Origin of the sequence: Clostridium frigoris (assembly GCF_018861865.1) — a bacterium.
GTDB lineage: Bacteria > Bacillota > Clostridia > Clostridiales > Clostridiaceae > Clostridium_AD > Clostridium_AD frigoris.
Window position 1 is genome coordinate 59,863 of the sequence record NZ_JAHLDV010000011.1, and the last position, 25,227, is coordinate 85,089.

Annotated in this window: 22 protein-coding genes, 1 pseudogene and 1 riboswitch; of the genes and pseudogenes, 9 read left to right on the top strand and 14 right to left on the bottom strand. The window is 30.8% G+C overall.

The window, feature by feature from the left end; all coding sequences use genetic code 11:
* Positions 1-66: 66 nt before the first annotated feature.
* The 7 genes and pseudogenes from KPL37_RS07650 to KPL37_RS07680 all read right to left on the bottom strand — a co-directional run bounded on the left by KPL37_RS07650 (position 67) and on the right by KPL37_RS07680 (position 7,407).
* Positions 67-720 (bottom strand): pentapeptide repeat-containing protein, encoded by a 654-nt coding sequence (locus tag KPL37_RS07650; protein ID WP_216147465.1) that lies wholly within the window; start codon positions 718-720, stop codon positions 67-69.
* A gap of 170 nt (positions 721-890) precedes the next feature.
* Entirely contained in the window at positions 891-1,730 is an 840-nt protein-coding gene (locus KPL37_RS07655; RefSeq protein ID WP_216147468.1) for a serine aminopeptidase domain-containing protein, read from the bottom strand.
* A 164-nt stretch (positions 1,731-1,894) separates the two neighbouring features.
* Complete coding sequence (locus KPL37_RS07660; protein ID WP_216147473.1) at positions 1,895-2,857, bottom strand: ABC transporter ATP-binding protein; 963 nt, start codon at positions 2,855-2,857, stop codon at positions 1,895-1,897.
* The gene (locus KPL37_RS07665; RefSeq protein ID WP_216147476.1) at positions 2,835-3,836 is read right to left on the bottom strand and encodes an ABC transporter ATP-binding protein; all 1,002 of its coding nucleotides are present in this window, start codon (positions 3,834-3,836) and stop codon (positions 2,835-2,837) included. Before KPL37_RS07665 ends, KPL37_RS07660 begins: the two co-directional genes overlap by 23 nt.
* A gap of 13 nt (positions 3,837-3,849) precedes the next feature.
* Positions 3,850-4,743, bottom strand: coding sequence for a nickel transporter permease (nikC, locus tag KPL37_RS07670; protein WP_216147479.1), 894 nt, complete (start codon positions 4,741-4,743; stop codon positions 3,850-3,852).
* Positions 4,744-4,757: 14 nt separating this feature from the next.
* Positions 4,758-5,762 (bottom strand): ABC transporter permease, encoded by a 1,005-nt coding sequence (locus KPL37_RS07675; RefSeq protein ID WP_216147541.1) that lies wholly within the window; start codon positions 5,760-5,762, stop codon positions 4,758-4,760.
* A gap of 79 nt (positions 5,763-5,841) precedes the next feature.
* Positions 5,842-7,407, bottom strand: a pseudogene (locus KPL37_RS07680) (ABC transporter substrate-binding protein).
* Positions 7,408-7,825: 418 nt separating this feature from the next.
* On the opposite strand from KPL37_RS07680, the gene KPL37_RS07685 reads away from it, so the two are divergent.
* The 4 genes from KPL37_RS07685 (at position 7,826) to KPL37_RS07700 (ending at position 11,793) form a co-directional block, all read left to right on the top strand.
* Positions 7,826-8,629 carry an MBL fold metallo-hydrolase gene (locus tag KPL37_RS07685; RefSeq protein WP_216147482.1) on the top strand — a complete coding sequence of 268 codons (804 nt, stop codon included), beginning with the start codon at positions 7,826-7,828 and terminating at the stop codon, positions 8,627-8,629.
* Between the two features lie 219 nt (positions 8,630-8,848).
* Complete coding sequence (locus KPL37_RS07690; protein ID WP_216147485.1) at positions 8,849-9,787, top strand: acyl-CoA dehydratase activase-related protein; 939 nt, start codon at positions 8,849-8,851, stop codon at positions 9,785-9,787.
* Complete coding sequence (locus tag KPL37_RS07695; protein WP_216147488.1) at positions 9,741-10,838, top strand: acyl-CoA dehydratase activase-related protein; 1,098 nt, start codon at positions 9,741-9,743, stop codon at positions 10,836-10,838. The genes KPL37_RS07690 and KPL37_RS07695 overlap by 47 nt, the downstream gene beginning before the upstream one ends.
* A complete protein-coding gene (locus KPL37_RS07700) occupies positions 10,819-11,793 on the top strand; it encodes an acyl-CoA dehydratase activase (protein ID WP_216147491.1) in 975 nt (324 codons plus the stop codon). Before KPL37_RS07695 ends, KPL37_RS07700 begins: the two co-directional genes overlap by 20 nt.
* 25 nt (positions 11,794-11,818) lie before the next feature.
* On the opposite strand, the gene KPL37_RS07705 is transcribed toward KPL37_RS07700, so the two are convergent.
* Together KPL37_RS07705 and KPL37_RS07710 are read right to left on the bottom strand one after the other, a co-directional pair.
* On the bottom strand, positions 11,819-14,047 hold the full coding sequence (locus KPL37_RS07705) for a sensor domain-containing diguanylate cyclase (protein ID WP_216147494.1): 2,229 nt from the start codon (positions 14,045-14,047) through the stop codon (positions 11,819-11,821).
* A 252-nt stretch (positions 14,048-14,299) separates the two neighbouring features.
* Positions 14,300-15,955: an oleate hydratase gene (locus KPL37_RS07710; protein ID WP_216147497.1), complete on the bottom strand. Its 1,656-nt coding sequence runs from the start codon at positions 15,953-15,955 to the stop codon at positions 14,300-14,302.
* Positions 15,956-16,358: 403 nt separating this feature from the next.
* On the opposite strand from KPL37_RS07710, the gene KPL37_RS19695 reads away from it, so the two are divergent.
* Both KPL37_RS19695 and KPL37_RS07720 read left to right on the top strand, forming a co-directional pair.
* Positions 16,359-16,790 (top strand): hypothetical protein, encoded by a 432-nt coding sequence (locus KPL37_RS19695; RefSeq protein WP_246578172.1) that lies wholly within the window; start codon positions 16,359-16,361, stop codon positions 16,788-16,790.
* Positions 16,791-16,819: 29 nt separating this feature from the next.
* Positions 16,820-17,311, top strand: a complete 492-nt coding sequence (locus tag KPL37_RS07720) for a hypothetical protein (protein ID WP_216147500.1) — start codon at positions 16,820-16,822, stop codon at positions 17,309-17,311.
* Positions 17,312-17,379: 68 nt separating this feature from the next.
* On the opposite strand, the gene KPL37_RS07725 is transcribed toward KPL37_RS07720, so the two are convergent.
* The 4 genes from KPL37_RS07725 to KPL37_RS07740 form a co-directional block, all read right to left on the bottom strand.
* Positions 17,380-17,946 (bottom strand): hypothetical protein, encoded by a 567-nt coding sequence (locus KPL37_RS07725; protein ID WP_216147503.1) that lies wholly within the window; start codon positions 17,944-17,946, stop codon positions 17,380-17,382.
* A gap of 59 nt (positions 17,947-18,005) precedes the next feature.
* Positions 18,006-18,707, bottom strand: coding sequence for an LrgB family protein (locus tag KPL37_RS07730; protein ID WP_216147506.1), 702 nt, complete (start codon positions 18,705-18,707; stop codon positions 18,006-18,008).
* Entirely contained in the window at positions 18,700-19,053 is a 354-nt protein-coding gene (locus KPL37_RS07735) for a CidA/LrgA family protein (RefSeq protein ID WP_216147509.1), read from the bottom strand. The genes KPL37_RS07730 and KPL37_RS07735 overlap by 8 nt, the downstream gene beginning before the upstream one ends.
* Positions 19,054-19,132: 79 nt before the next feature.
* The gene (locus KPL37_RS07740; protein ID WP_281418638.1) at positions 19,133-20,308 is read right to left on the bottom strand and encodes a class I SAM-dependent methyltransferase; all 1,176 of its coding nucleotides are present in this window, start codon (positions 20,306-20,308) and stop codon (positions 19,133-19,135) included.
* 342 nt (positions 20,309-20,650) lie between these two features.
* On the opposite strand from KPL37_RS07740, the gene rbr reads away from it, so the two are divergent.
* From rbr to KPL37_RS07755, 3 genes are all read left to right on the top strand, one after another.
* Positions 20,651-21,190 carry a rubrerythrin gene (gene rbr / locus KPL37_RS07745; protein ID WP_216147512.1) on the top strand — a complete coding sequence of 180 codons (540 nt, stop codon included), beginning with the start codon at positions 20,651-20,653 and terminating at the stop codon, positions 21,188-21,190.
* An 11-nt stretch (positions 21,191-21,201) separates the two neighbouring features.
* On the top strand, positions 21,202-21,468 hold the full coding sequence (locus KPL37_RS07750; RefSeq protein WP_216147516.1) for a hypothetical protein: 267 nt from the start codon (positions 21,202-21,204) through the stop codon (positions 21,466-21,468).
* A gap of 224 nt (positions 21,469-21,692) precedes the next feature.
* Entirely contained in the window at positions 21,693-23,405 is a 1,713-nt protein-coding gene (locus KPL37_RS07755) for a methyl-accepting chemotaxis protein (protein WP_216147519.1), read from the top strand.
* 239 nt (positions 23,406-23,644) lie between these two features.
* On the opposite strand, the gene KPL37_RS07760 is transcribed toward KPL37_RS07755, so the two are convergent.
* The gene (locus tag KPL37_RS07760) at positions 23,645-24,745 is read right to left on the bottom strand and encodes an ice-binding family protein (protein ID WP_216147522.1); all 1,101 of its coding nucleotides are present in this window, start codon (positions 24,743-24,745) and stop codon (positions 23,645-23,647) included.
* A gap of 157 nt (positions 24,746-24,902) precedes the next feature.
* Positions 24,903-24,982: riboswitch (cyclic di-GMP riboswitch) on the bottom strand.
* Positions 24,983-25,227 lie beyond the last annotated feature (245 nt).

Consider the following 25,227-nt stretch of genomic DNA (forward strand, 5'->3'; position numbering starts at 1 on the left):
AGTGACCACTCCTTTTGAATGTAACCTTATGATGTTACATTCATTTTTTTATAAAAAATATATAAATTATTTAATAATGAGACCTAGTATACTTGATAATGAAATTGCTTGGGTTGATGTAACCCTTACTCCTTTAACATCAACTATATTTACTCCCATACCTTCAATGTTACAACTAGTAAAATCTATCCCTTTAAGACTTGTGTAATTCATTTGAGCCCCAATCAAATTAGATTCCCTAAATTCAACCTTTATAAACTTTGAATTTTGAAAATCCGAAGAACGTAATTGACATTCAAGAAATGCAACTTGCTTACAATCAGAATAACTAAAGAAAGCAAATTCACCATTGCAGTTATCAAAAATTACATCTCTAAAAGTTGTCTCACTTAAATTAATGCCAATGATTTTACAATTTATAAATTCAACTCTATGTAATGATGCTTCATTAAAATCCACATTTGATAAATCACAATTTTCAAATTTTACATCTGTCATCTCTATACGTCTAAAAGTTATTTTATTGAAAATAACTTTTGTAAATATTACTTGTTTAAAATTCACCCTGTCAGCTTCATTATTCTCGTAGCAGAAATTACTAACTGTTCCAAAAGAGATGATACTCTCATCCTCAATATTCTCCTTAGATAAGTCTATTATATCTAAATCAGCATCAAATTTAGGTCTTATAACTTTTGTTTTTAATTTTTTCTCTTCCATATGTATTCCCTCCATTTAATCTTAAAACAAACATGATTTTATGCATGTGCTTTACTAAATAACCGCTTTATTTTTTATGATTACAAATATAATTATAGTATACTCTTTTAATTTAATCCAGGTAAGTGTAGATCTTGGATAATACTAAACGAATTAAGGCTATAAAAGAACTACCCTTTTAAAGTAACTTCTTTTATAGCCTTAAATACAAGCTTTCCTGCCTTAATAGGCCTCTCTAATATAAATAAATGCCCATATTCTTTAAGTGAAATAAATTTTCTATATCTAAAACTTTTTATTGTTTTAAGTATCTCTTCTTCACTAAAAAAGCAATCCTCCTTACCTAAAAATGCAATAACAGACTTGTTATTATCTATCATCAATTCATTTTTAGAAATTTCGTTCATGCTATCACACTCCAGAAAATCTGCATGACAATTAGCTGACAATGTACATATTAAATTAGGATTTAGATATTTAATATACCAAGGAGTCTTATTTGTACAATTTTTCTCCATTAGTGATTTTATATTAAATGTTTTAGTTTCTTTATTATATAATCCTTTAATAACTGACTTATCATACCTTGTAAATCTAGCACTAGCAAATAAAATGCAGAGGTCTATATTCTTTTCTAACAGCTTTCTATTAACAATATTTAGAAGTGTCATACCACCAATTGAATAACCAAGCAATATAACTTTCGCGCTACAATAATTTTGTTTAATTAGCTGTTTTATCACATTCACTTGAAAATCAACCAAATCGTTTCCATTAGTTAAAGGTTCTCCCTTAGATAAGGATTTCCCAAATCCATGCCCCGGTGTATTAATTATAATAACTTCAGTTTCCTTAAACTGCTTTGCAAATATAGCGTAATTCGACGCATAAGTGGCTGCCCCAGTAAGAATTATAACCGTATTATATCGTGGTTTAGGCTCCACTTTTTTCAAACAAATAATTTCTTTATTATTAATAATTAATTTAATCTTCTTAAGCCAAACGCCCACTCAAATTCGCCTCTTTTTCTATTCTATTTTTATTATATTGCCCACTATTTCTTTATATAAATCTATTTACTAATTTTAATTGTTATCGTAGTAGCACTTTTTATAAAAGTTATAGCTTTTAATAATTAAAAAATAGACAATATATAATTGTCTATTTCTATAATTTACAGGTTCCAACAAGCTACTCGGTGCCCTCCACCTATATCTTCAAACCTAGGTTCTTCTTTTGTACATTTTTCAGTACACTTAAAACATCTAGTATGAAAACTACAACCGGATGGTGGATTAATTGGACTTGGCACATCACCTGCTAATATTATTCTATTTTTCTTTTTAGTAGGATCTGGAATTGGAATAGCAGATAGTAGAGCCTGTGAATATGGATGTTTAGGTTCATTATAAAGTATATCTCCATCAGCAATTTCAACCATTTTTCCTAGATACATTACACCAACTCTTGTGCTTACATGTTTAACTACATTTAGTCCATGCGCAATAAACAAATAGGTTAAATTAAATTCCTTTTGCAGATTATGAAGTAAATTTAACACCTGTGCCTGTATAGAAACATCTAATGCGGATACTGGTTCATCACAAACAATAAGCCTCGGATTTAATGAAAGAGCCCTTGCTATACCAACCCTCTGCCTTTGACCACCACTAAATTCGTGAGGATACCTGTTTCTATGAAAGCTAGCTAGTCCTACGCAATTCAAAAGTGATAAAACTCTCCTTTCTATATCCTCTTTTCTTTCTGTTTTATTTACCCTCATAGGCTCAGCTATTATATCACCTATGTTCATCCTTGGATTTAGAGAAGAGTAGGGATCTTGAAATATAATTTGAATATTTTTTCTCATACTCTTTTGCTCTTTTTTTGATAACTTAGCTATATCGCTTCCTTCAAAAATAACTTGACCCGAGGTTGGAGTCATAAGATTAACAAGCATTCTACCAGTAGTTGATTTTCCACAACCAGATTCACCAACGAGTCCTAAGGTTTCACCCTTAAAAATATTAAATGATACACCATCAACAGCCTTAACGAAATCTGTGGTTCCACCAAATACACCAGATTTCACAGGAAAATATTTTTTTAAATCCTTAACTTCTAATAATGGTTCCATATTTACCCTTCCCCTCCAGTTTATCACTGTATAAAAAGCAACTAACTTTTCTACCTTCATAATCAACAAGCTCTGGTTGCTTAACCTTACAAATATCCATACATTTACTACATCTATCGCTAAAAGAACATCCTTTAGGCATATGTAGGGGGTTAGGTACCATTCCAGGAATCATAAATAACTGATCAACCTTCTCATCCACCTTGGGTATTGAAAGAAGTAACCCTTCCGTATATGGATGTAATGGTCGCTCAAATAGCTGGAGTGAAGTTGCTCTTTCAACAATTTTACCACAATACATTACTACAACCTTATCTGCCGTTTCTGCAACTACTCCAAGGTCATGAGTAATTAAAAGAATGGCAGTACCAAATTTATCTTTTAATTTTACAATTAATTCTAAAATTTGAGCTTGTATAGTAACATCAAGAGCAGTTGTAGGTTCATCTGCAATAAGTAATTCTGGATTACAAGAAAGTGCTATAGCAATCATTACTCTTTGTCTCATTCCTCCACTCAATTGATGAGGATAATCGTTAATTCTCTTCTCTGGAGTGGGAATACCTACAAGCTCTAGCATTTTAACTGCCTCAGCCATTGCATCGCACTTTTTTAATTTCTTATGCCGAGTTATAGTTTCTGATATTTGCTTTCCTACAGTATATACAGGATTTAAAGAAGTCATAGGTTCTTGAAATATCATAGCTATTTCATTTCCTCTTATATTTCGCATTTCTTTATTACTTTTCTTTAATAAATCTTCACCTTTAAATAAAATCTCTCCACCTATAATTTCCCCAGGTGGATTTGGTATAAGGCTCAATATTGATAATGAAGTTACACTTTTTCCACTACCCGATTCACCAACGATGGCTAGTATCTCACCTTTGTCCACCTCAAAATCTATGCCATCTACTGAATTTACGAGTCCACCCTTAACCCTGAATTGAGTTTTTAAGTTTTTAACTTCTAGCAACATTATGTTATCCCCCTTATTGATGAAGTTTTGGATCCATTGCATCTCGGAGTCCATCACCAAATAGATTGAAAGCAAGTACAGTTATTGTTATAGCAATGCCTGGAAACATAATTATATGAGAAGCATTATAAAAATATCCTCTTCCTGCTCCTAGCATGCTCCCCCATTCCGCTTGTGGAGGTTGTACACCGAGTCCCAAAAATCCAAGAGCCGCCGTATCTAAAATAGCGTTAGATACTCCAAGAGTCGCACGCACAATTATAGGTGAAATTACATTCGGCAATATGTGTTTAAATATTATAGCAAAATCGCTATTTCCAATAACCCTTGCAGCTTGAACATATTCACTATCTTTAATTGATAGTATTGAACCCCTAACGATTCTTGCGTACTCAGGAATGGTAACAATACTTATTGCAATTATAGCATTATCTATACCTTTACCTAGAACACTCATAAAAGCAATTGCAAGTAATAAAGAAGGAAAAGCAAGTATAATATCCATTAATCTCATAATTAGCATATCTACCTTTCCACCATAATACCCAGCTATAGATCCTACAAAAATCCCTATGGATAAAGCTACTACAACTGCTGTAATGCCAACTCTTAAAGAAATTTTAGTTCCATCTATTATTCTACTTAGAATATCACGTCCTTGCTCATCTGTTCCAAACCAGTGTGCTAATGATGGTTTTTGAAGACTTTGTGATAATTCCCCTATGTTCGGATTATAAGGCATAATTAATGGTCCCAAAATGGCAACAAGCAATAATATTATTATAATTACAAGCCCAACTAGGGCTGCTTTATTCTTTTTAAGCATATACCAAGCATTCCCAAGTTTAGATTCTTCTTTAGGAGTATTTTGCAATTGTACTTCTTCATTTAAATCTTTGGTTGTCATTTTATATCACTCCTCTAAGAATATTTAATTCTTGGATCTATAAATGCATAAATTATATCCACAATTAAATTAACAGTCACGAAAATTACTGCCATCATCATAACCGTACCTTGCACAACAGGATAATCTGTAACTAAAATTGCGTCTACTACGTATTTACCAACACCTGGCCATGAAAATACAGTCTCTGTTAGTACCGCTCCCCCAAGTAACGATCCTAGCTGAAGTCCTATTACTGTTATAATTGGTATCAATGCATTTTTTAGTGCATGTCCAAATATAATTGGTTTTTCTAAAAGTCCCTTTGCTCTAGCTGTCCTAATATAATCTTGTCTTACAACCTCGAGCATAGTAGAACGAGTCATTCTTGCAATAATAGCAGTGGATGCAGATCCAAGGACTACTGCTGGCATAATTAAATGTTTTAAAGAGCTATAAAACGCAGGCATATTTCCTGTTGCTAAAGAATCAATTAAGTATAGTCCTGTAATCTTAATTGGCTCAAGCCCTATATCTATTCTCCCCGCTACTGGCAACCACTGAAGTTGCACTGCAAAAACTAGTATAAATATTAAACCTAACCAAAATATAGGCATCGATACGCCAAGTAACGATACTACCATACATATATAATCAACAATTGAGTTTTGTTTAATTGCAGAAATAACCCCCATTATTACTCCCAAAACAGAAGAAAATATAATAGCTGCTAATGCAAGTTCAATTGTAGCTGGGAACCTCGCCATTATTTCATCCCATACTGGCGTTTTTGTCATAAGTGAATCTCCTAAATCTCCATGTAAAATTCCATTTAAAAAAGTCCAATATTGAACATAAATAGGCTTATTTAGTCCAAGTTGTTCCCTTAAAGCTATGATTTGACTTTGACTTGCATGTTGACCAAGAATTGTAGCAGCTGGATCAGTAGTAAACAAATGCATAACTAAAAATACGAGTATCGATACTCCAATAATAACGGGTAATAGTAAAAGCAGTCTTTTAATAATATATTTAACCATGGTTACCTCCTCTTTAAATCTTAAAAAGTGAAATACCACGGTTTGCGATATTCCACCTAGAAAATTTTCCATAATGTAATTATTTATCTACACCACTAAAGAATACTGATCCTGTTGGATGTACAGAAAATCCTGTAACCTTAGGTGAATATGCTGCAAGGACTTGTGAATGAGATAGTGGAAGCCATGGTGCAGCCTTTGCCGCTACTTGTTGAATTTCCTGGTAAACTTTATCTCGCGCTGTTCCATTTGGTAATGCTCTACCTTTTATAAGCAATGCATCCACAACAGGACTTGAATATTGTGATGCGTTTAAAGTAGATTTAATTTCATGTGAATCTAAAAGTGAAAGGAAATTATCTGCATCTCCATTATCACCTGTCCAACCATAGAAGAATATATCTCCTTCTCCATTAGCAAGTTTAGCTTTGTAATCGGTCCAGTTATATGAATCTATTGTTGCAGTTACACCTATTTTTGCTAAATAATTTTGAACTGACTCAGCAAGTTTTTGTCCACCAACCGAATTGTAAGGTCTAGGATTAGAATAAGTAATAATCTTAACCTTTAAATCTGATTTTCCAGCATCTTTAAGCAACTGTTTTGCCTTTGCAACATCCTAGTTGTATGGCTCAACTGTCTTATCATAACCAGGCATAAATGATGGAAGTGGACTATTTGCTACACTTGAATATCCTTGATATAAATATTTAACTAGCTCGTCACGATTAATTGCATGTGAAATAGCCTCACGTAACTTAACATCATTAAATGGTGCTCTAGAACAATTAAATCCCATATAATTAATATTCATTCCATCACTTTTGTATACTTTCATTTTACTAGATGTTAATTTTGCAATATCATTTGGATCAACTCCATCAATGATGTCTGTTCCACCAGTCATTAAATCGCTGGCACGAACTGAATTTTCTTTAGTAAACTTAAATACTACGCTATCAGCCTTTGGTTTAACTCCCCAATAAGTATCATTTTTCTTAAGTTTTAATGACTGATTTTTATCCCATGATACAAATGTATATGGACCTGTACCAACTGGGTTATTCATTAATTTACCTTTGTACTTTGCGACTGCAGTTGGACTTAGCACAGGAGCCGCAAGTGTCATTGCTAGATTTGCAAGAAATGGTGTATATTTAGTTTTCAATGTAAATTTAACTGATAAATCACTTAATTTTTCAACTTTAGCTACTGGTCCATAAGTAAATGATGCATACGGCATATCATCAGTTGCTTTGGGTGGAAGTTGTCTTTCTACATTAAATACAACAGCATCTGCATTAAAAGGTGTTCCATCTTGGAATTTAACATCTTTCCTTAGATTAAAGGTGTATTCTTTGCCATCTGCACTAATTTTCCAATCAGTTGCAAGACTAGGCGCAATTTCAGTTGAAGCATCCTTATATTTGATTAAACCTTCATAGATATTACACATAACTTTCGCCGATTCACCATCATCGACATATGCTGGATCAAGTCCTCTAGGATCTGCCCCTTGAGAAAAAATAATTGTCTTTGGTGTTGCGCTTTTAGTTGCAGTACCAGTTGAACTACCGCAGCCTGTAAGTGCAGAACTTAATATAAGTACCCCTGTAAGCATCATAGCAAGATATTTCCTTTTCATATTAATTTGCCCTCCTAAAATGTGTAACCTTCTTAATTTAATTACTTTAATTTTCTAAATAATTCATGCTTAAAATGAAATATTTGTTTAAATTCATGCATTTATTTAGCCTATTTTATCATCACAAGTTTAAAATGAAAGTTTTGTTTTTAATAAATTCAATTAATTATTTATTATACCTATATATAGTTATATCTATGTCATAAAATCTATTTTTATGACTTATCAATTAAATATAATTTCATATCCATTATATAATATAGCTTTTTAATGCCTCTACTACATCAAGTACTGATAGTGCTTAATTATGTTGCGGGTATAAGCTATTGATAAATATGTTTTTTACTGCAATAATAAACATAGGCCAAGTTAAAATAAAAATTGTTATTGGAATTAAACTAATATCGGAGGTAAATATATGGAATCAGTTAATATTTTAGGTACTGGAAGCGCTATGGTTACAAAATGTTATAATACTTGTTTTACCATTTCTAACGGCAAAGAGCATTTTTTAGTAGATACGGGTGGTGGAAATACCATACTCTCAAACCTAGAAAAGTTAAACATAGATATAGGTAATATCCACAATGTTTTTATATCTCACAGACATAATGATCATATTTCTGGCATTGTTTGGATCATTAGGGCTGTAGCTCAGCAAATTATGAATGGAAATTATGACGGCAATCTAACAATTTATTGCCATAAAAATAATATTAATATAATAAACACAATCAGCAACTTACTTTTAGATAAAAAGTTTACAAAATACATTGGAAACAGAATACTATTTAATGAAATTTATGATAAATGCACGGTTTCTATACTAGACTTAAATATAGAGTTTTTCGATATAAGAAGTACTAAAGAACTTCAGTTTGGTTTTAGCACAACCCTCAAAAACGGAAAAAGGTTAGCCTTTTTTGGTGATGAACCTTACAATGATGGATTATTTGAATATGCTAATAATGTAGATTATCTTTTTCATGAAGCCTTTTGTTTATATTCACAAAAGGATATCTTTAAACCTTATGAAAAACATCATGCTACTGTAAAAGATGCTTGCGTAAATGCATCTAAGCTAAACGTAACAAATATAGTTCTACTTCATACTGAGGATAAAAATATATTAAATAGAAGAAAACTATATACTGATGAAGGCAATAAATTCTTCGCAGGAAATATTATTGTTCCTGATGATTTAGATATTATTGAATTATAGATGATTTAATATCTAATAAACAAAATGTTTACCAAAAGTCTACGCCCATAATATTCTTAGGATATTATGGGCGTAGACTTTTTTATGCAAGTACAACTTAATAACATGCTCTTCTATAAAATATATAAAATTTATAAATAATATTACTAATAAGAATACTTTTCCTCTAAATAGTTCAGAATAAAAAAGAGTGGTATATGCACATGGAAGGAGTAAATTATGAAAGTTGGTATTCCTAAAGGGTTATTATATTATAAATACTACCCCTTTATAAAAAGATTTTTAATTGAACTAGATGTTGAAATAATTACATCTACAGATACGAATAAAAATATCTTAAATGAAGGAATTAAATATTGCGTGGATGAGGCCTGTCTGCCTATAAAGATATTCCATGGACATATCTTAGATATAAAAGATAAATGTGATTTATTAATAATACCAAGATTTATGAGGGTACGAGAGCGCGAATTTATATGCCCAAAGTTTTGCGGACTTCCAGAAATGATTTTATGTAGCATACCTAATATGCCAAAAGTAATGACAGAACCTATATATGCTAGCAGCGAGAAGGAATTATATACTTGGTGTGAAAAACTAGCTAAAATGATTACTAGAGATAACCGTAAAATAAAGATTGCATTTGTAAGTGCTCTAGAACAACAAAGAATAACTCAATTTGGCATTAAAGATGAAGGCTACAAAATAAATATCGCTTTAGTCGGACACCCATACAATCTCTACGATACTTTTATTAATATGGATATAGTAAAGAAATTAAACAAATTAGGAGTTGGAGTCATAACAGAAGAATACGTAAAAGAAGAACAAATTAGATCAGAGGTAAATACTCTTTTTAAACGTCCCTTTTGGACTTTTGCTTCAAATTCTTATGGATTTACAACTAGTATATCTAAAAACAAAGAAATAGATGGTGCTATATATATATCATCCTTTGCTTGCGGAATAGACTCTGTTGTAATTGAACTTATTAAAGATAAACTTTGCGATTTCCCTTTTTTAGTCTTAAAAGTTGATGAACATACTGGTGAGGGTGGTATAGATACACGAATTGAGGCCTTTATTGATATGATTGAAAGGAAAAATAATAATGAAGATAACATTTCCACATTTCGGCAACACACATCTTGCAGCTAAAGCATTATTTGACGGACTAGGTATAGAGTGCATAATACCCCCATTTAGTAGTAGCGTAACATTGGAGCTAGGTTCCAAGTTTTCTCCTGAAGAGATGTGTTTACCTTATAAAATTATGATGGGTAATTATTTGCAGAGTATAAAACTTGGGGCTGATACCATACTCCTTCCTGGAAGTTGTGGTCCTTGTAGATTTGGTGAATACTGTGAATTACAAATAAATGCACTTAAGAAAATGGGTCACGACTTAACTTTTATTGTAATTGATAGTCCTTTTGATATTGGCAAAAATGAATTTTTAAATCGCTTATCCAAGATATCAAATAATAGTGAAAAAGGTAAATTACAAAAAATCAATGCTCTAAAAGTAGCCTATACTATAAATGAACTTATAGATAAAATCGAAAGTAAAGTGCATCAGCTAACAGGATTTGAAGTTTACAAAGGTGAATTTAAAAACCTTTTAAAAGAATGTACAACTAATGCCGCCAAGGCAATTTCGCCACAACAGATGGTGAGTATTTTAAAAAAATATAATAATAAAATAGATAAAGTTCCTATTAATAAAGATAAGATTCCTATTAAAATTGCAATCATTGGTGAGATTTATACTATAATTGAACCCTTTTCTAATCTATATATAGAAGATAAACTTATGGACTATGGGGTATCCACTAAAAGAATGCTTACCCCTACTTGGTGGATTAAAAATGCATTACTTAGTCCATTTAAACTTAACTCACTTAAAATAAGAAAAGCCTCTAGAGAATATCTTAAATATTATATTGGTGGTCACGCTAGAGAATGCGTAGGAGAGGTGCTCATAGCCGAGAAAGAAAATTTTGATGGAGCGATTCAAATTTTTCCTATGGGATGTATGCCGGAAATTGTATCAAAAGCAATTTTAACTAAAATTTCTAGCGATAAGAATTTTCCGATAATGACTCTAATAGTAGACGAAATGACTGGGGAAGCCGGATATATCACTAGAATAGAAGCATTTATAGATATGTTAGAGAGGAGGAAAAACAATGTATTATATGGGAGTTGATGTAGGATCTGTAAGTACTAACATTGTACTATTAGATAATTCATTAAATGTTATAGAAAAATTATATCTAAGAACGAAAGGTAAACCTATAAAAGCAATTCAAGATGGCTTAAAAATATTAAACAAGAAATATGATACTAAGCAAATAAAATCAGTTGGAACTACCGGAAGCGGGAGACAAATGGCATCTTTTTTATTAGGCGCAGACATTGTAAAAAATGAAATTACTGCTCATGCAGTTGCATCCCTTGAAATTGATAAAGATGTAAATACCATATTAGAAATAGGTGGTCAAGATTCAAAAATAATATTATTAAAAAATGGTATAGTAACAGATTTTGCAATGAATACGGTATGTGCAGCAGGTACAGGGTCTTTTCTTGATAGACAAGCAGAAAGGTTAGAGATACCTATTGAAGATTTTGGAGACTATGCGTTAAAGTCAAAATCACCTGTTAGAATAGCTGGAAGATGTGCTGTTTTTGCAGAGTCTGACATGATACATAAGCAACAGCTTGGATATAATGAAGAGGACATAATAGGTGGGCTTTGCGAAGCAATGGTAAGAAATTATTTAAGCAATGTAGGAAAAGGAAAACAAATCCGTTCAAAAATATTTTTTCAAGGTGGTGTTGCAGCTAATATTGGCATTAAAGCAGCTTTTGAGAAAGCCTTAGATACTGAGGTTTATGTTCCAGCTCATTATAATGTAATGGGCGCTATAGGAGCTGCAATACTTTCAAAAGAAAAAAACACGAAAACAGGTAAAACAAATTTTAAAGGGTTTGAAATAGCATTTAATGATTTTGTACCCAGAAATATTGAATGCAATGGTTGTGGTAATAATTGTGAAGTAATTGCAATAAAAGATGGTGAAAAAACTGTAGGCTGCTTTGGAGACAGGTGTGGCAAATGGAGTAATAAAATGGATTTAAAAAAGAGAGATATCCGATAAACATTTACCTGCTATCTCTACTTTTTTAGTATACATTAGCTGATATTTTATTTTTTCCACTTCTTTTAGCAATATAAAGCTCATTATCAACTTTTCTTATAAATTCATTTATTGTTATATTTCCACTCGGAAAAACAGAGGATATACCTATTGATAAGGTAATCCTATCTGAAATTTCCGAGAATTTATGTCTAATATTCAATGTTTTCAATTTGTTTCTTAAATTTTCTCCAAATTTAATTGCATAATTAATTGAACTTTGTGGCAATAAGATTACAAATTCATCCCCACCATACCTTGCAACAAAATATGTTCCATTATTTAAGTTTGCCAAGGTACTAGAAACTCTAGTTAAGCACTTATCTCCCTCTAAATGACCAAAGTTATCGTTATACTCTTTAAAATAATCTATATCGATGATTAGTAAAGATAAACTACTTCTTTCTCTTATACTACTCTCCCAAACATCCTTTATATAGATATCAAACTTTCTCCTATTAGGAATCCCCGTTAAACTATCATTTTCAGACAAAGATAATAATATTTCATTCACTTTTTCTAATTCAAATTGAATTTCTTTCGTTTTTTTAACTTCCATTTCTAGTTCCATTGTTTTTATTGAATTATTAATCGCTATAGCAGCATAGGATGATAGAGCTTTAACCATTTCAATGTGATATGGTGTAAAAGCATTTTTCCATTTACTTTGTATTGACATTACACCTATAATCTTAGCGTTCACTATAAGAGGAGAAAACATCATTGAATTTAGTTCAGAATTATAATTCACTTTTAATTGATTATTATATGCTCCTTGATTAATATGTTTGGGAAACTCTTTACTAATATCATTAATTATAATTAGTTCACCACTTTTAATACACTTTCCTGTAAAACTTGGTTTATTCAAAAGCAAAAGAGCAGGTATATTTTCTTTTTTACCATTAATAATAGCATCTAAATAATTTATCATTGAGTTATCCTCATCATAAAGACCAATACAGAAATATGACAAATCCATAAAATTTTTAATACTTGAATAAAGCATATCTAATATTGAATGTTCATTTAAAGTTGAAGTTATTTTTTGTCCTAGTTCACTAATAATAGATATTTTTTCAACAAGTATTTGCAGCGATTGTGATTCTATTTTTAAGTTTTTGTTTTTCTCTATAATTCTATTATTCTCTTTCTCAATTTCTAAGATCTGCTTTTTCATATTTAAACTCTGAATAATACCTTTATTATAATCTTCTATATATTTTTTTTCGTATTTATAGTGTAATTTTATATATCTAAAAGAGGATTCATATTCTCCTGACTTTTCATAAAATATTGATAACATCATCGATATTTCAGATACTTTTTCATGTTGTTTATATTCTATTGATACATTACATGCATTTATTAATATATCAATTGCCTTTGTTATCTTTTTTCGTTCCATCATATATTCGTAATAACTAAGTAATGCATCAATTTTGTAACTTGGTATTGATTCTTTTTCATTCAAATTTATAGCAATATAAAAATATTCATCAGCCTTTGCGTAGTCTCCTTTTTTCCATGAAGTCTGCGCTAATAATTTGTAGATATCAGCATCCGCTATAACATAATTATAATGTTTCATATACTTTAAAGCTTTATATGAGAGAATATTTGCCTTTTCATATTCCTCTAATAAGTAATAAATCTCACCCAAGCTAAGAATAGTTACTCCGCTAGATAAACTATAATCCGATAAACTATCTATGTCATACGCTCTTTTACTATAACTTAATGCTTCTTTATATTCATTAAGTAATTTATAATTTTCTGCAATATTATTTAAAGTAAGCATTATCGATTTTTTTGAAGTAGCCTCATTATCATACCTTTTTCCTAAATCAATTTCTATTGCAACTATTTGCGCTTTATCGTAAAAATTCATACTTTTTTCAATGTCACCTAGTTCACTAAATATAATGCCTAATAAATTATATTCCAACCATATAAGATCACAAAATCCCTCTTCAATAAAATAGTGAAGTGAACCAAATATTAATTCTAAGGCTTTTTCATCATTACCAATACTGTAGTAAGAATAAGCCATATATAATTTGGCGACTTTTTCACCAAGTATATATCCTATCTTTTCAGATAAGAGTAGTGCATTATTTGAGAATTCTATTGTCCGCTGAGAATCACTATTTTTTAGTGAATTAGCTTTTTCTAAAAGTCTCTTTATCTCGCCCCTTTTATTTCCATCATTCATGAAATTACTCCTATTCAATAATAATAATAATCTTCCACCAAATTTATTTTACTTATATATTTAACACTGCCCTTTTTTATAAAAAAAAATTACCATTAAACATAAATACATACAACTTAAAATCTATATAATTGTAATAAATAAACATTAGGTTTACATTTCTCATGATCAAATGGTAGTAGAATTAAATGTATAAAAAAGAAGCCATAATCTCTTAACGTAAGAGTCTATGACTTCCTTGTGTTATTCAAATTATTTTAACAAAGATTTTATTGCAAGTAATTCCTTACTTAAATTATCATCTTTCATCATTTCAAGTACAGAATTAAGCATTACACGTACATCATGCTGTCCTTTATAAATAGGAGTAAGTCTCTTATTTAAATTTAGAAATTTATAAACAGCAATTTGTGCACCTCTTACTGAATAATCCATTGTAAATACTACGTCATCTTTTATTTCACAAAATTGTCCAAGCAATGCTAAATTAGTTGAACCTTCTGGAATATTTTGAGGTCTATCACCCTTTGCCCTAGTTAAAAATTGTGCTGTTGTAAACGGTAATATACATGGTATACAAATAGATGTTTCTATAATCTTCTTCATATCATCTTTAAAGTTTAAGTGATATAATACCTCAGCTAATATTTCCGCGCCGCTACAATCTACCATTCTCTTCTTTATAAAATCACCTTTTGCATATGGGAATAAAGAATAACCCCAGATAATTTGTATTTCATCAGGTTGGCTAATAAAATGTGGTTGATTATGCAAAACTATTGTCATAAGCCATGCAGAATCTCTAAATGTCATATGGGCACCAGTACCTGGCTGATTACCTGAGAATTCTATTATTTTCTTATACATTGTTGGATCCTTAAGTGTAACTGTGAAAGACTCCCACATTGATTCTTCAACTCGGTCATCAAAAACCTTTGGATTACCAAACTCAGGACGACCATCTGCAATTTTCTCCCAAAGATCCCATGCTCCACCTACATGCTTGTCATTAATTATTGCTGGCTTAGTCATTGATCCAAGGCTGGTACCCGCTGTTAATGAACCAATAGTTGCAAAAGCTAAATCTCCAGCGCCGACCTCTATTTTAGTCTCTTTTCCGTTTTTAAGACATTTAAATGCCGTAACTGTAGTTTCAGTATCCGATGGTTTAAATTCTAAATCAGTTACTCTGCAATTTAATTCGAAATTAACCCCTTGTGATTTTAACCATTTTGTCATAGGTAATAACATTGAATCATATTGATTGTATGGTGTTCGACGTATTCCAGATAAATCTTTAAGTCTTGGTAATTCTTGAATAAATCTATGAAGATATCTCTTAAGTTCTACAGCACTATGCCAAGTCTCAAATGCAAAGAGTGTAGTCCACTGAAGCCAAAAATTTGTCTTAAAGAATGCTTCTGGGAAACACTCTTTAATAGTTTTTGTTCCTAAAGAATCCTCAGAGTTAATCATTATATCCATTAATGCCATTCTATCTTCACGGTCAAATCCTAACGATGATACATCTAATATATTAGCATCATTATCTATTAATCTAGCTTTTGCATGGGTATGAATTTCTTTATTAAAAGCATTAAATTCATCCATTATTGAAACTTTAGGATCAGTTAATGAAGGAATGCTTTCCATTATTCCAAATGTACAAGCATAAGCTTCTCTATCAAACATTCTTCCACCACGGATTACATAACCATCCTTTGCATTACCATTTCCATCCATACTTCCGCCTGTTATACCTAATTCTTCATATATATGAATATTTTTTCCTGGAACATGTCCATCTCTAATTAAATATATAGCAGCTGCCATTGATGCAAGTCCAGCACCAACCATATAAGCATTTATTTTTTCAACATCAATAGTTTGATCAAAATTGAATTTCATTTTAACACCCTCCATTTTTAAATTATGTAGTCTCCTATAAAACTAATTTAAGTTTACATATATCAAGTTATTAGCTTGCCATATATATAATATAAATCTAATCACTATAATTTTATACAATCAATATCATAAGACTGTCTAAAAAATATACATATATCCTAAACTGTATACTTAAATCATATCCTTCGGAGCTTCAACAGATTCGAAGAAGATACATTGAGGACTTCACAAGGAAATTTATATTCGCACTGAAGTTTTCTATTTGTTAGGGTATGTAACTCCCACTTATAGAAGTTGGAGACTTTCCTTCTTAAATGTCGTTAAATAAAAAAAATTAATTTATAATAACAAAACTATAACTTTAACCATATATTGTATTGTAAATACTTTAAGGAGTTAATTAATGTATATCGATGAAGATACTATTAAATCATTTAATTTAAATAATACTTATGAACAAGAAGCTCAAGATTTTCCACTAGCTTATCCATACAGACAAATGAATCCTTTCCCACCATTCCCAACATTTCCACAAGGGCCTCAAGGTATGCCACCTTCAGGTCCTCCAGGTGGACCGCCTTCTTCTGCTCCAAACTTTACGCCACCTGAACCTAAGGTTCAGCAATTTGGTGCTACTCCCCTAGCAATAGACCCAGGTGCAATCAAACCTTGTCTTCGTAGATTTGTATATATATGGCCAAAAAGAGGCATAGGATTCTGGGCATGGCTTACATTTGTTGGTCCTAGGTCTGTATCCGGTTTTCGATGGTATAGAAATACTTGGAGATATTTTGGAATGGATCTTAGACAAATTAGTAGTTTCCAATGCTTTTAAATTCGTGATGAAAGAATCGAGGGGTTAATATGAAAAATTATCAACATTTCCGTGGAGTAATTACAATGATCAATGATTTTTGGATAAATGAAACTGAGAAAAACACAGGTTGTTATAAATTAATGTCTGTAGACAACGGATATGGAAATTCAGTAAATTTCGTAGTTGAGCCAACTACTTACTTTGTAGACCATGTAATGTTAACACCCGGAGATATTGTAACTGGATTTTATGATGCAAATGCAGCCACCGTCCTCATTTTCCCACCACAATTTAGGGCAATCGTTATGGCAACAGATTCACTTTATCAAAATGTGAAAGTAGACTATTTTAATAATAATCTTATTAGTAGCGATAATAATTTAAAATTAAACATTGCACCCTGGACACAAATAGTACTAGAAAACGGTCAGTTGTTTACCAAAAGTCTAACAAACCGGAATCTTATTGTTGTCTATGGTGCTACTACACGTAGCATACCAGCACAAACGAGTCCCTATAAAATTATAGTTATGTGTTAAAACTTTAATAAAAATAGTAAAGGAGGAGCTTAAGCTCCTCCTTTACTATTTTCATAATATGCATCCGCTTACTTAAAGACATCTAAGCTGTCAAATAATTTGTTAAAATTATCTTTAGCAATTACTTCTCTTTCTTTAAATGTCCCCATTTTCTCTTTAGTGAATACCTCATTATTATTTAAAGCTACAAGTGCCTCTTTTACAGTATTCTTAAAGCTTGGAATCATATCTATTATTTTTTTAACTCCATACATATATTCGTCATCATAAAGTTTAAAACATTGAAATAACCCTGATGTAAGCCTTCCATCTGAGAATATGTAGATGTATCTATCACTCATTTCATCTGATAAATCGACTTCAACTTTATGCTTATATAACCTAAAGATAACACCATTTTTCTCAACGAAAATAGGGAATATCATAGAAAAAAGTACTATTGATTCTCCTTCTTCCTCAACCATTCCAGAAAAATCATTTTCATTTAGTCTCTCAAGTATGTCATCTGTAAAAATACATTTACGTATCTCTTTGGCTAACTTACTTCTTAAGTTTTGCTCCTTCTCATCAGATAACAAATTATCTATTGAATTGAATATTTTTTTTAGTGGGCCCTTTTCTTCCTCTTTTTTCATAATTACAGTACCTCCTTAGTTATCTTCTTCGAAGCTACAAGTTATCTTCTGGGTCGCTCCTAGAATAATTTAAGAAATATATTCCATAAAAGAGGGTACAATAGAACAGTCACAACTCCTGAAATAGCCATTGTTAAACCACTCATTGCTCCCTCAACTTCCCCTATTTCCATAGCCCTTGCTGTCCCCAATGCATGGGCAGATGAACCCATAGCAATTCCTAGGGCAACTTTATCATTAATTTTAAGTATTTTATATAAGAAAGGTCCTCCAACAGAACCTAAAATACCTGTAATAATTATCGCTACAACCGTAATTGATGGAAGTCCACCTAACTGATTTGACAAAGCTATTCCTATAGGTGTTGTTATAGATTTAGGCATTAAAGATTTAATAAGTATATCTGTTAATCCAAATAATTTTGAAAGAAGTGCTACACTTATAAAACCCGCAATGGCTCCGCTAAAAATGCCTATAAGTATTGGAGTAGCATTTTGTTTAAATAAAACAAATTTTTTATACATGGGCAACGCTAATGCAACTGTTGCAGGGAATAAAAAAAACGAAATTATTTGCCCTCCTCTATTATAATCCTCATATTTAATGTGAAATTTTGTAAGAAATAATATTAATATAATAACGGCTATCATAAGTGGATTGAAAATTGAAAGTCTACCTTTTTTCTTTATATATATTCCAATTTCATAAGCAATAAGAGATGTTATTACACCAAACACTGGTGAAGTAATTAAATCATTCATGTAAACGCCCTTTCCTTAAAATTTTAACTACAAGCGCTGTTACTATCCACACTATAAATGTAGATAAAACAACTATAACCATAAATGGTATCCATTTACCTTTTAATACACCAAATGCTGTCATTAGACCTACCCCAGCAGGTATAAATAAAAAGGACATATTTGATAAAAGAAACTCGCAAAGCTCTTCTATCATTTCAATTTTAACTATTCCTATTTGTAACCCTAAAAAAAGTAAAATAAGTCCAATAACAGATCCGGGAATTGGTAATTTTAATGTTAGTTGTAATACAGTTCCTAAAACATATGGAATTAAAACAATCATTAATTGTCTTAAATACCTCACTCTTTCACCTACTCGCATAAAATATTGTAATGCCTTAAAATTAGAATTTTATTAATGTATTTTTTACTATAATGTTAATTTATTTATACAGATATTCTCTTGTCAACGGTAAATCATTATTTACTCCTTTGGCGAATAATATCTGATGAAGATTAATATTACCACAATTAAATGATGCAGCGCAAGAATTCAGATATAATCTCCACATTCTTATAAATGTTTCATCCTTACTCTTCTCTATTGTAGGAAGAACATTTTCAAAGTTTTCAGCCCAATGTTCCAGTGTCTTACCATAATGTCTTCTAAGACTTTCTATATCAATTAATTCAAAATTTTGCTCTGCTATATCTGAAATAATCGTTTTAATTGCTGGCACATGTCCACCTGGGAAAATATATTTGTCTATCCATGTATTTGTACCACCTTCATTTATTCCTGTTATACAATGAACTAAAGACAGACCCTTATCATTCAATAGACTATTCACTACGTGAAAATATTCAGATAAATTATCTAATCCTACATGTTCTAGCATTCCTATACTTACAATTCTATCAAAACTTAAGTTTTTTAATTCCCTGTAATCTTCAATTTTAACTTCAACCAAATCTTCTAATCCTTCGGCTTTTATTCTTTCATTAGTCTTTTCAAACTGCTCTTCACTTAAAGTAATCCCAACAGCTTTCACCTTATATTGTTTGGCAGCTGTTATTATGAGTTCTCCCCAACCACACCCTATATCAAGTAATGTTTGACCTTCTTTTAAATTTAATTTTTTTAAAATATGATTTATTTTATTGATTTGTGCCTGATATAAAGAATCGGTAGCATTCTCAAAGTATCCACAAGAATAGCTCATAGTATCATCCAACCATAGTTTATAGAAATCATTACCAATATCATAATGAAATTCTATATTGTCTTTACTCCTTTTTATACTGTTTTTCACTTTTTTTATTAACTTCTGATATTTTGCACTCTTTTTCAAAAAACTTTCCTTATTATTATATAAAGATTCAATGACTGACTGTACACTACCTTCTACTTCCAATCCTTTAGTCATATATCCTTCCCCAAGAGCTATTGAGGGATTATTTATAATATCACCTTTTGGTATAGGCTCATTAAGAATGATTTTGAATTTACTCTCACCTTCGCCATACTTTTCCTCACTACCATCCCAAAATCTAATTTCAAATGGATCTGAAAACATGCTTTTTAATAAAGTTTTATAAAATAATTTATCTGCAACCAAAATATATCACTCCTTTTTTAGTTGTTTATATGATTTTTCAAATAATAAATATTAAATAATGTGTTGTGTCCCCTTAATTAGCTATTCTATTATAAAAAACAACTAATCATATTAGGTATAACATTTTTTTAACTAGAGGTCAAAAACGAACCATCTAAAATTATAGCTTAGTAAACGGTAGTCATATTTTATTTGATGAATAAACCTCTCATTTGCTTACTTTTCTAATTATTCTCTATGACTAAATACAACTTCTTGTTTAATTTCACTTTTTCAAGTAACCGTTAACCCCATAATGAATAAAATAATAAAGAATAGAAATTATTTAATGGAGGGATATTAATGCAATTAAATGGTAGTAAGACCGAAAGAAATCTTCTCAGTACTTTTGCTGGAGAGTCAAGAGCAAGAAACAAATATACATTTTATGCTGAAAAAGCAGAAAAGGAGGGGTATGAGTATATAGCCTCTATTTTTGAAGCTACTGCAAACAATGAGAAGGCTCATGCAAGAGAAGTTTTTAATAGGTTTCTTAAGATGAATAAAACTACAGCGGATAATTTAAAAGATTCTGCAGAGGGAGAAGCTCATGAGAGTAATACCCTATATAAACAATTTGAAAAAGAAGCCCTAACAGAAGGTTTTACTGAAATTGCAAATTTCTATAAGGAATTACAAGAAGTAGAAGAAAATCATGAGATGAGGTTTATGAAAATATATGAAAATCTTGTAGCAGGCATGATATTTAAAAGGAACACTGATGTAAAATGGCAATGTATGAATTGTGGATATATTCATATTGGAAAAGAAGCACCTGCATTTTGTCCACTATGTAAGTTTCCAAAAGCTTACTTTAAAATCTATTGCGAAGACTACAAATAGGAGGCGTGAATATGATAATTTACTATCCCACATACTACTTAGTGCCAGTAGCACCTGTGATGTTTTCATATGAAGATGAATACAATACTCACTTTAACACTTTTTACAATGATAAATACAGCATTCCTTATAATATTGAGAATAACGATGATCATAACGATAATTATGGCCCTAGGTACAATATAGAATCTAGCGAAATCAATAACACATACAGAACAATAAATAAAGATATTTTTTACGAGGTTGATGAAGAATACGTAAATGATAGCATTAAATAACGGCTATACTTACTTAGTTTTTTGAGTTAAGATATTTAACACAATTTATATATCATTGTGTTAAATGTCTTTTTTTTTTAAAATTATGGATAATATTAACATAATACAGTATACTTTAATTTAAAGCGAGTACATACACTATAAGTTATAATTTTGTAGTAAATTATAACTTACTTTGACCGATATTAATAAGAGAATAATATATTATTAGAGGAGTGAAATTAATGAAAAGGTTTAACAATCTAAAAATAGTTCAAAAACTTGTATCAGGCTTCCTTATAGTTGCATTGTTTATAGGCATTGTTGGTTTTATTGGGGTATATGGTATGAGAAACATTAATACAAATGTTAAGAATATCTATACTAATGATATGGAAGGTATGAAAGATATTCTTAATATAAAAGAAAATCTCTCTGAAATAAGAAGTATTACCTTATTAATTATTAATCCTAAAAATAAGAATGATTTTAATACATATAAAGACAGTATCGCATATATAAAAACAAAAAATGATACACTTATCGCAGATTATAAGACAATTATATCTACTGATTTAGATAAAAAACAATTTGCTGAGTTTGAGAAATTACTTTCACAATATCATGCTTCAAGAGATGAACTAATTAAAAATGCTGGTGAGGGTGATTATGTTAAAGCAAATACATTTTTAATTACTGCTTCTAAATATAGAATTGATATGGAGACAATTTTAGATAGTGAGGTTAGCTTAACTGCTATTAGGGCAAAAGCTGATTTTGATAATAGTCAATTATCATATAATAGTGCGATTGTTCAAATTATGGTAATAATTGTTTCAGGATTACTTGTTGCTATTACACTCGGTTTAATAATTTCTATAGGAATTTCAACTCAAATAAAAAAAGTTGTCTCCGTAGCTGAAGCTCTCGGACAAAATGATTTATCAAAAACTATTGATCTTGATAATAAGAGTGAAATTGGAAGCTTAGCCAAGGCAATAAACATTGCTATAACAAACTTAAAAACGTTAATTATAAAAATATCAGAGAGTGCTACTGATATTAGCGCTACGAGTGAAGAACTTTCTGCTACAACAGAAGAAATATCATCAAAAATGGATATTGTAAATGAATCAGTAAAACAAGTATCACTTGGAGCAGAACAATTAAGTGCAACAGCTCAGGAAGTCAATGCAACTACAGAAAATATTGCAGAAAATGTGGCAGAAGTTACTGGGCGTGCAAATAAGGGAAACACTCTTTCGAATACTATAAAAATAAGAGCAATTGGGGTTAGCAAAGCTGCTGAAGATAGCTTTGATACTGCGAACAAATTATATTTAGAAAAACAAGCAAATATTTTAAAAGCAATTACAGAAGGCTCAGTTGTTAGTGAAGTTAAAATAATGGCAGATAAAATACAAAATATAGCAAGTCAGACCAATCTTCTTGCACTTAATGCAGCTATTGAGGCAGCAAGAGCAGGAGAACAAGGTAGGGGATTCGCCGTGGTTGCTGATGAAGTTAGAAAATTAGCTGAGGAGTCAGAAATTGCAGTTCAAAAGATTCACGAGGTAACTATCAGCGTTGAAAATGCATTTAAAAATCTTTCAATCAACGCTCAAGATATATTAGGCTTTATTGATAATAAAGTTAAACCTGATTATGATTTATTTGTAAATACAGGTAAAGAATACGGCGCAGATGCTATAGAATTTAATAAGATATCCTCAGATATTGGAGTTTCTATGAACACGGTAAATGAAACTGTATCAGAAATTCATAAAGCTATTGCAAACGTATCAAGTACAGCTGAAGAATCCGTTGCTAGTTCCGAGGAGATATTATCTAGTGTTAATGAGTCTGTTATTGCCATCCAGGAAATTACGACAGCATCCCAAAATCAAGCAATACTCGCAGAAAAACTAAATGTTATGGTTCAAAAATTCAAGTTGTAAAATAAATAAAGTCCATTTACTCTTCCATAACTTATAAGGCAACCTCCATAGAGATTGCCTTATAAGTTATTTTACTATTATTTTATCAGTTATATGCAGAGTATAACTACTAATTTACTTCAATTGCGTTACCAAAACCAATTTTATAATACTATATAAGCACTGTTTCTAAATGGATTATGACTGTGCTCATACCTGTCGGAATTGAACTCTCAATGTAATATAGCGTACACTAGTCGCTATTGCTGCTTGCAATTGAGCCATTGTAGATACACAGATGATAATGTAGCTTCAGACTCAGATGGAGCTACAACTGTACTTTTAATTAAAGTCACTGCAGTTTGTGCTAGTAATCTTCCATTTATAGATGCATTAGCTCCAAAAGCAACATTTGTCTTTGATAATATGATTCCTTCAAAATGTGAATCTGATCCCACTTTAACAGTTTGAGCTACCTGCCAGAATATGTTCTTGGCTTGTACTCCACCTGATAAAATAATCTTCGTGCCACTAGCCTGAGTAATTCCTTTAGCAACTTGGAAAATAAAAACATCATTTGGTCCTCCATGAAGTGTTACATCTTTATTTATTAGAACACCAGTACCCCACTTGTAAACACCGGATGTAAGTGTTTTACTGCTTATGTCTCCAGTATAGAGTTCTGTATAATTAGTAGCTCTCCCTGTAGCATCAGTGTATGCTGTTTCCATGTCACTTATAGCTGTAGTAAGCTTACTAGGAGTTGGCGAAGCATAATTTGATGCGTAAGCCTTTCCATTAATTTGAGCAGAATTTGAAAATTCATTAGTTGCATCCATAGTCAAGGAAAATCCAGTAATACCAGTAGAATCGATTGGGCTAACTCCTATATTCCCAATGATAACGGAATTAGGTACAGATGAAATTCCCGTTTTTGATAAAACCGCATAATTACCAGCTGTACCAATTTCTACTGGAGATGTCCTTACTGATGGTATTTCAGAAGAAACATTAGAGTAAGTACTTTGCGAATCACCACTCAATGCAGTTATTTTGAAATAATATAACTTACCATTTGTTAGATTAGTTACATTAAATGCTACTGTAGTTACTGTAGCAGGAACACTAATTAAATTATAGTTTAAACCGTCTAATGATTTATAAACATTATAATAAATAGCTCCTTGAACTGGTGACCAATTTAAATTGATTTGTGAATCTCCTGCAGTCGCAACTAAATTTGTTGGTGCCGAAAGATCTGTTAAAGTGCTTGCAGAAGCGAATACTGAACTAAACGAAAATAATAGCATTCCTATAGTTAAAAGTAATGATAATAAATTTTTAAATGATTTGTTTTTCATAATGAACCCCCTAATTATTTTTGAAATTGTAACTTTTTGAGTTTATTAAAACTAACAACTACCTCCTTAGCTTTCATTTAATAAATATGATTTTAATTAAAAATAGACTATTTTTTATTAATAAGGCTAAGACCTGGGAACGACAAAAAAACTCTAGTTAGGCGGCTGGCTGCCATTCAAATGAAAGGCCCTATAGCTTTGCGTCCTTACCTTTCGATAAGTTTGCTATTAATCAAAAAAGGTTTTTCTAATAAAATCAATATTATTTTAAATATAGAATATTAATATATAAATAGGATTATATTGAATAAAATCCATTCTTATTATTACATTGTTAGTAAATATTTGCAATAGTAAATTAAATATTTCTGTAAATCGAGTAGGTAAAAGTCGGTAATAAATTTCCGACTTCTTTCCTCTCACAGAACCGTACGTGCGGACCTCGCATACGGCTCCTGGCAAAACTAAAAATTATTTATTCA

What these genes read in the sequence shown, in the direction of transcription:
- KPL37_RS07760 (WP_216147522.1), bottom strand. Translation starts at nt 24,745, where the DNA reads ATGAAAAACAAATCATTTAAAAATTTATTATCATTACTTTTAACTATA.
- KPL37_RS07750 (WP_216147516.1), top strand. Translation starts at nt 21,202, where the DNA reads ATGATAATTTACTATCCCACATACTACTTAGTGCCAGTAGCACCTGTG.
- KPL37_RS07660 (WP_216147473.1), bottom strand. Translation starts at nt 2,857, where the DNA reads ATGGAACCATTATTAGAAGTTAAGGATTTAAAAAAATATTTTCCTGTG.
- nikC (WP_216147479.1), bottom strand. Translation starts at nt 4,743, where the DNA reads ATGACAACCAAAGATTTAAATGAAGAAGTACAATTGCAAAATACTCCT.
- KPL37_RS07695 (WP_216147488.1), top strand. Translation starts at nt 9,741, where the DNA reads ATGAAGATAACATTTCCACATTTCGGCAACACACATCTTGCAGCTAAA.
- KPL37_RS07755 (WP_216147519.1), top strand. Translation starts at nt 21,693, where the DNA reads ATGAAAAGGTTTAACAATCTAAAAATAGTTCAAAAACTTGTATCAGGC.
- KPL37_RS07675 (WP_216147541.1), bottom strand. Translation starts at nt 5,762, where the DNA reads ATGGTTAAATATATTATTAAAAGACTGCTTTTACTATTACCCGTTATT.
- KPL37_RS07690 (WP_216147485.1), top strand. Translation starts at nt 8,849, where the DNA reads ATGAAAGTTGGTATTCCTAAAGGGTTATTATATTATAAATACTACCCC.
- KPL37_RS07725 (WP_216147503.1), bottom strand. Translation starts at nt 17,946, where the DNA reads ATGAAAAAAGAGGAAGAAAAGGGCCCACTAAAAAAAATATTCAATTCA.
- KPL37_RS07710 (WP_216147497.1), bottom strand. Translation starts at nt 15,955, where the DNA reads ATGAAATTCAATTTTGATCAAACTATTGATGTTGAAAAAATAAATGCT.
- KPL37_RS07730 (WP_216147506.1), bottom strand. Translation starts at nt 18,707, where the DNA reads ATGAATGATTTAATTACTTCACCAGTGTTTGGTGTAATAACATCTCTT.
- KPL37_RS07650 (WP_216147465.1), bottom strand. Translation starts at nt 720, where the DNA reads ATGGAAGAGAAAAAATTAAAAACAAAAGTTATAAGACCTAAATTTGAT.
- KPL37_RS07705 (WP_216147494.1), bottom strand. Translation starts at nt 14,047, where the DNA reads ATGAATGATGGAAATAAAAGGGGCGAGATAAAGAGACTTTTAGAAAAA.
- KPL37_RS07685 (WP_216147482.1), top strand. Translation starts at nt 7,826, where the DNA reads ATGGAATCAGTTAATATTTTAGGTACTGGAAGCGCTATGGTTACAAAA.
- rbr (WP_216147512.1), top strand. Translation starts at nt 20,651, where the DNA reads ATGCAATTAAATGGTAGTAAGACCGAAAGAAATCTTCTCAGTACTTTT.
- KPL37_RS07665 (WP_216147476.1), bottom strand. Translation starts at nt 3,836, where the DNA reads ATGTTGCTAGAAGTTAAAAACTTAAAAACTCAATTCAGGGTTAAGGGT.
- KPL37_RS07700 (WP_216147491.1), top strand. Translation starts at nt 10,819, where the DNA reads ATGTATTATATGGGAGTTGATGTAGGATCTGTAAGTACTAACATTGTA.
- KPL37_RS19695 (WP_246578172.1), top strand. Translation starts at nt 16,359, where the DNA reads ATGTATATCGATGAAGATACTATTAAATCATTTAATTTAAATAATACT.
- KPL37_RS07720 (WP_216147500.1), top strand. Translation starts at nt 16,820, where the DNA reads ATGAAAAATTATCAACATTTCCGTGGAGTAATTACAATGATCAATGAT.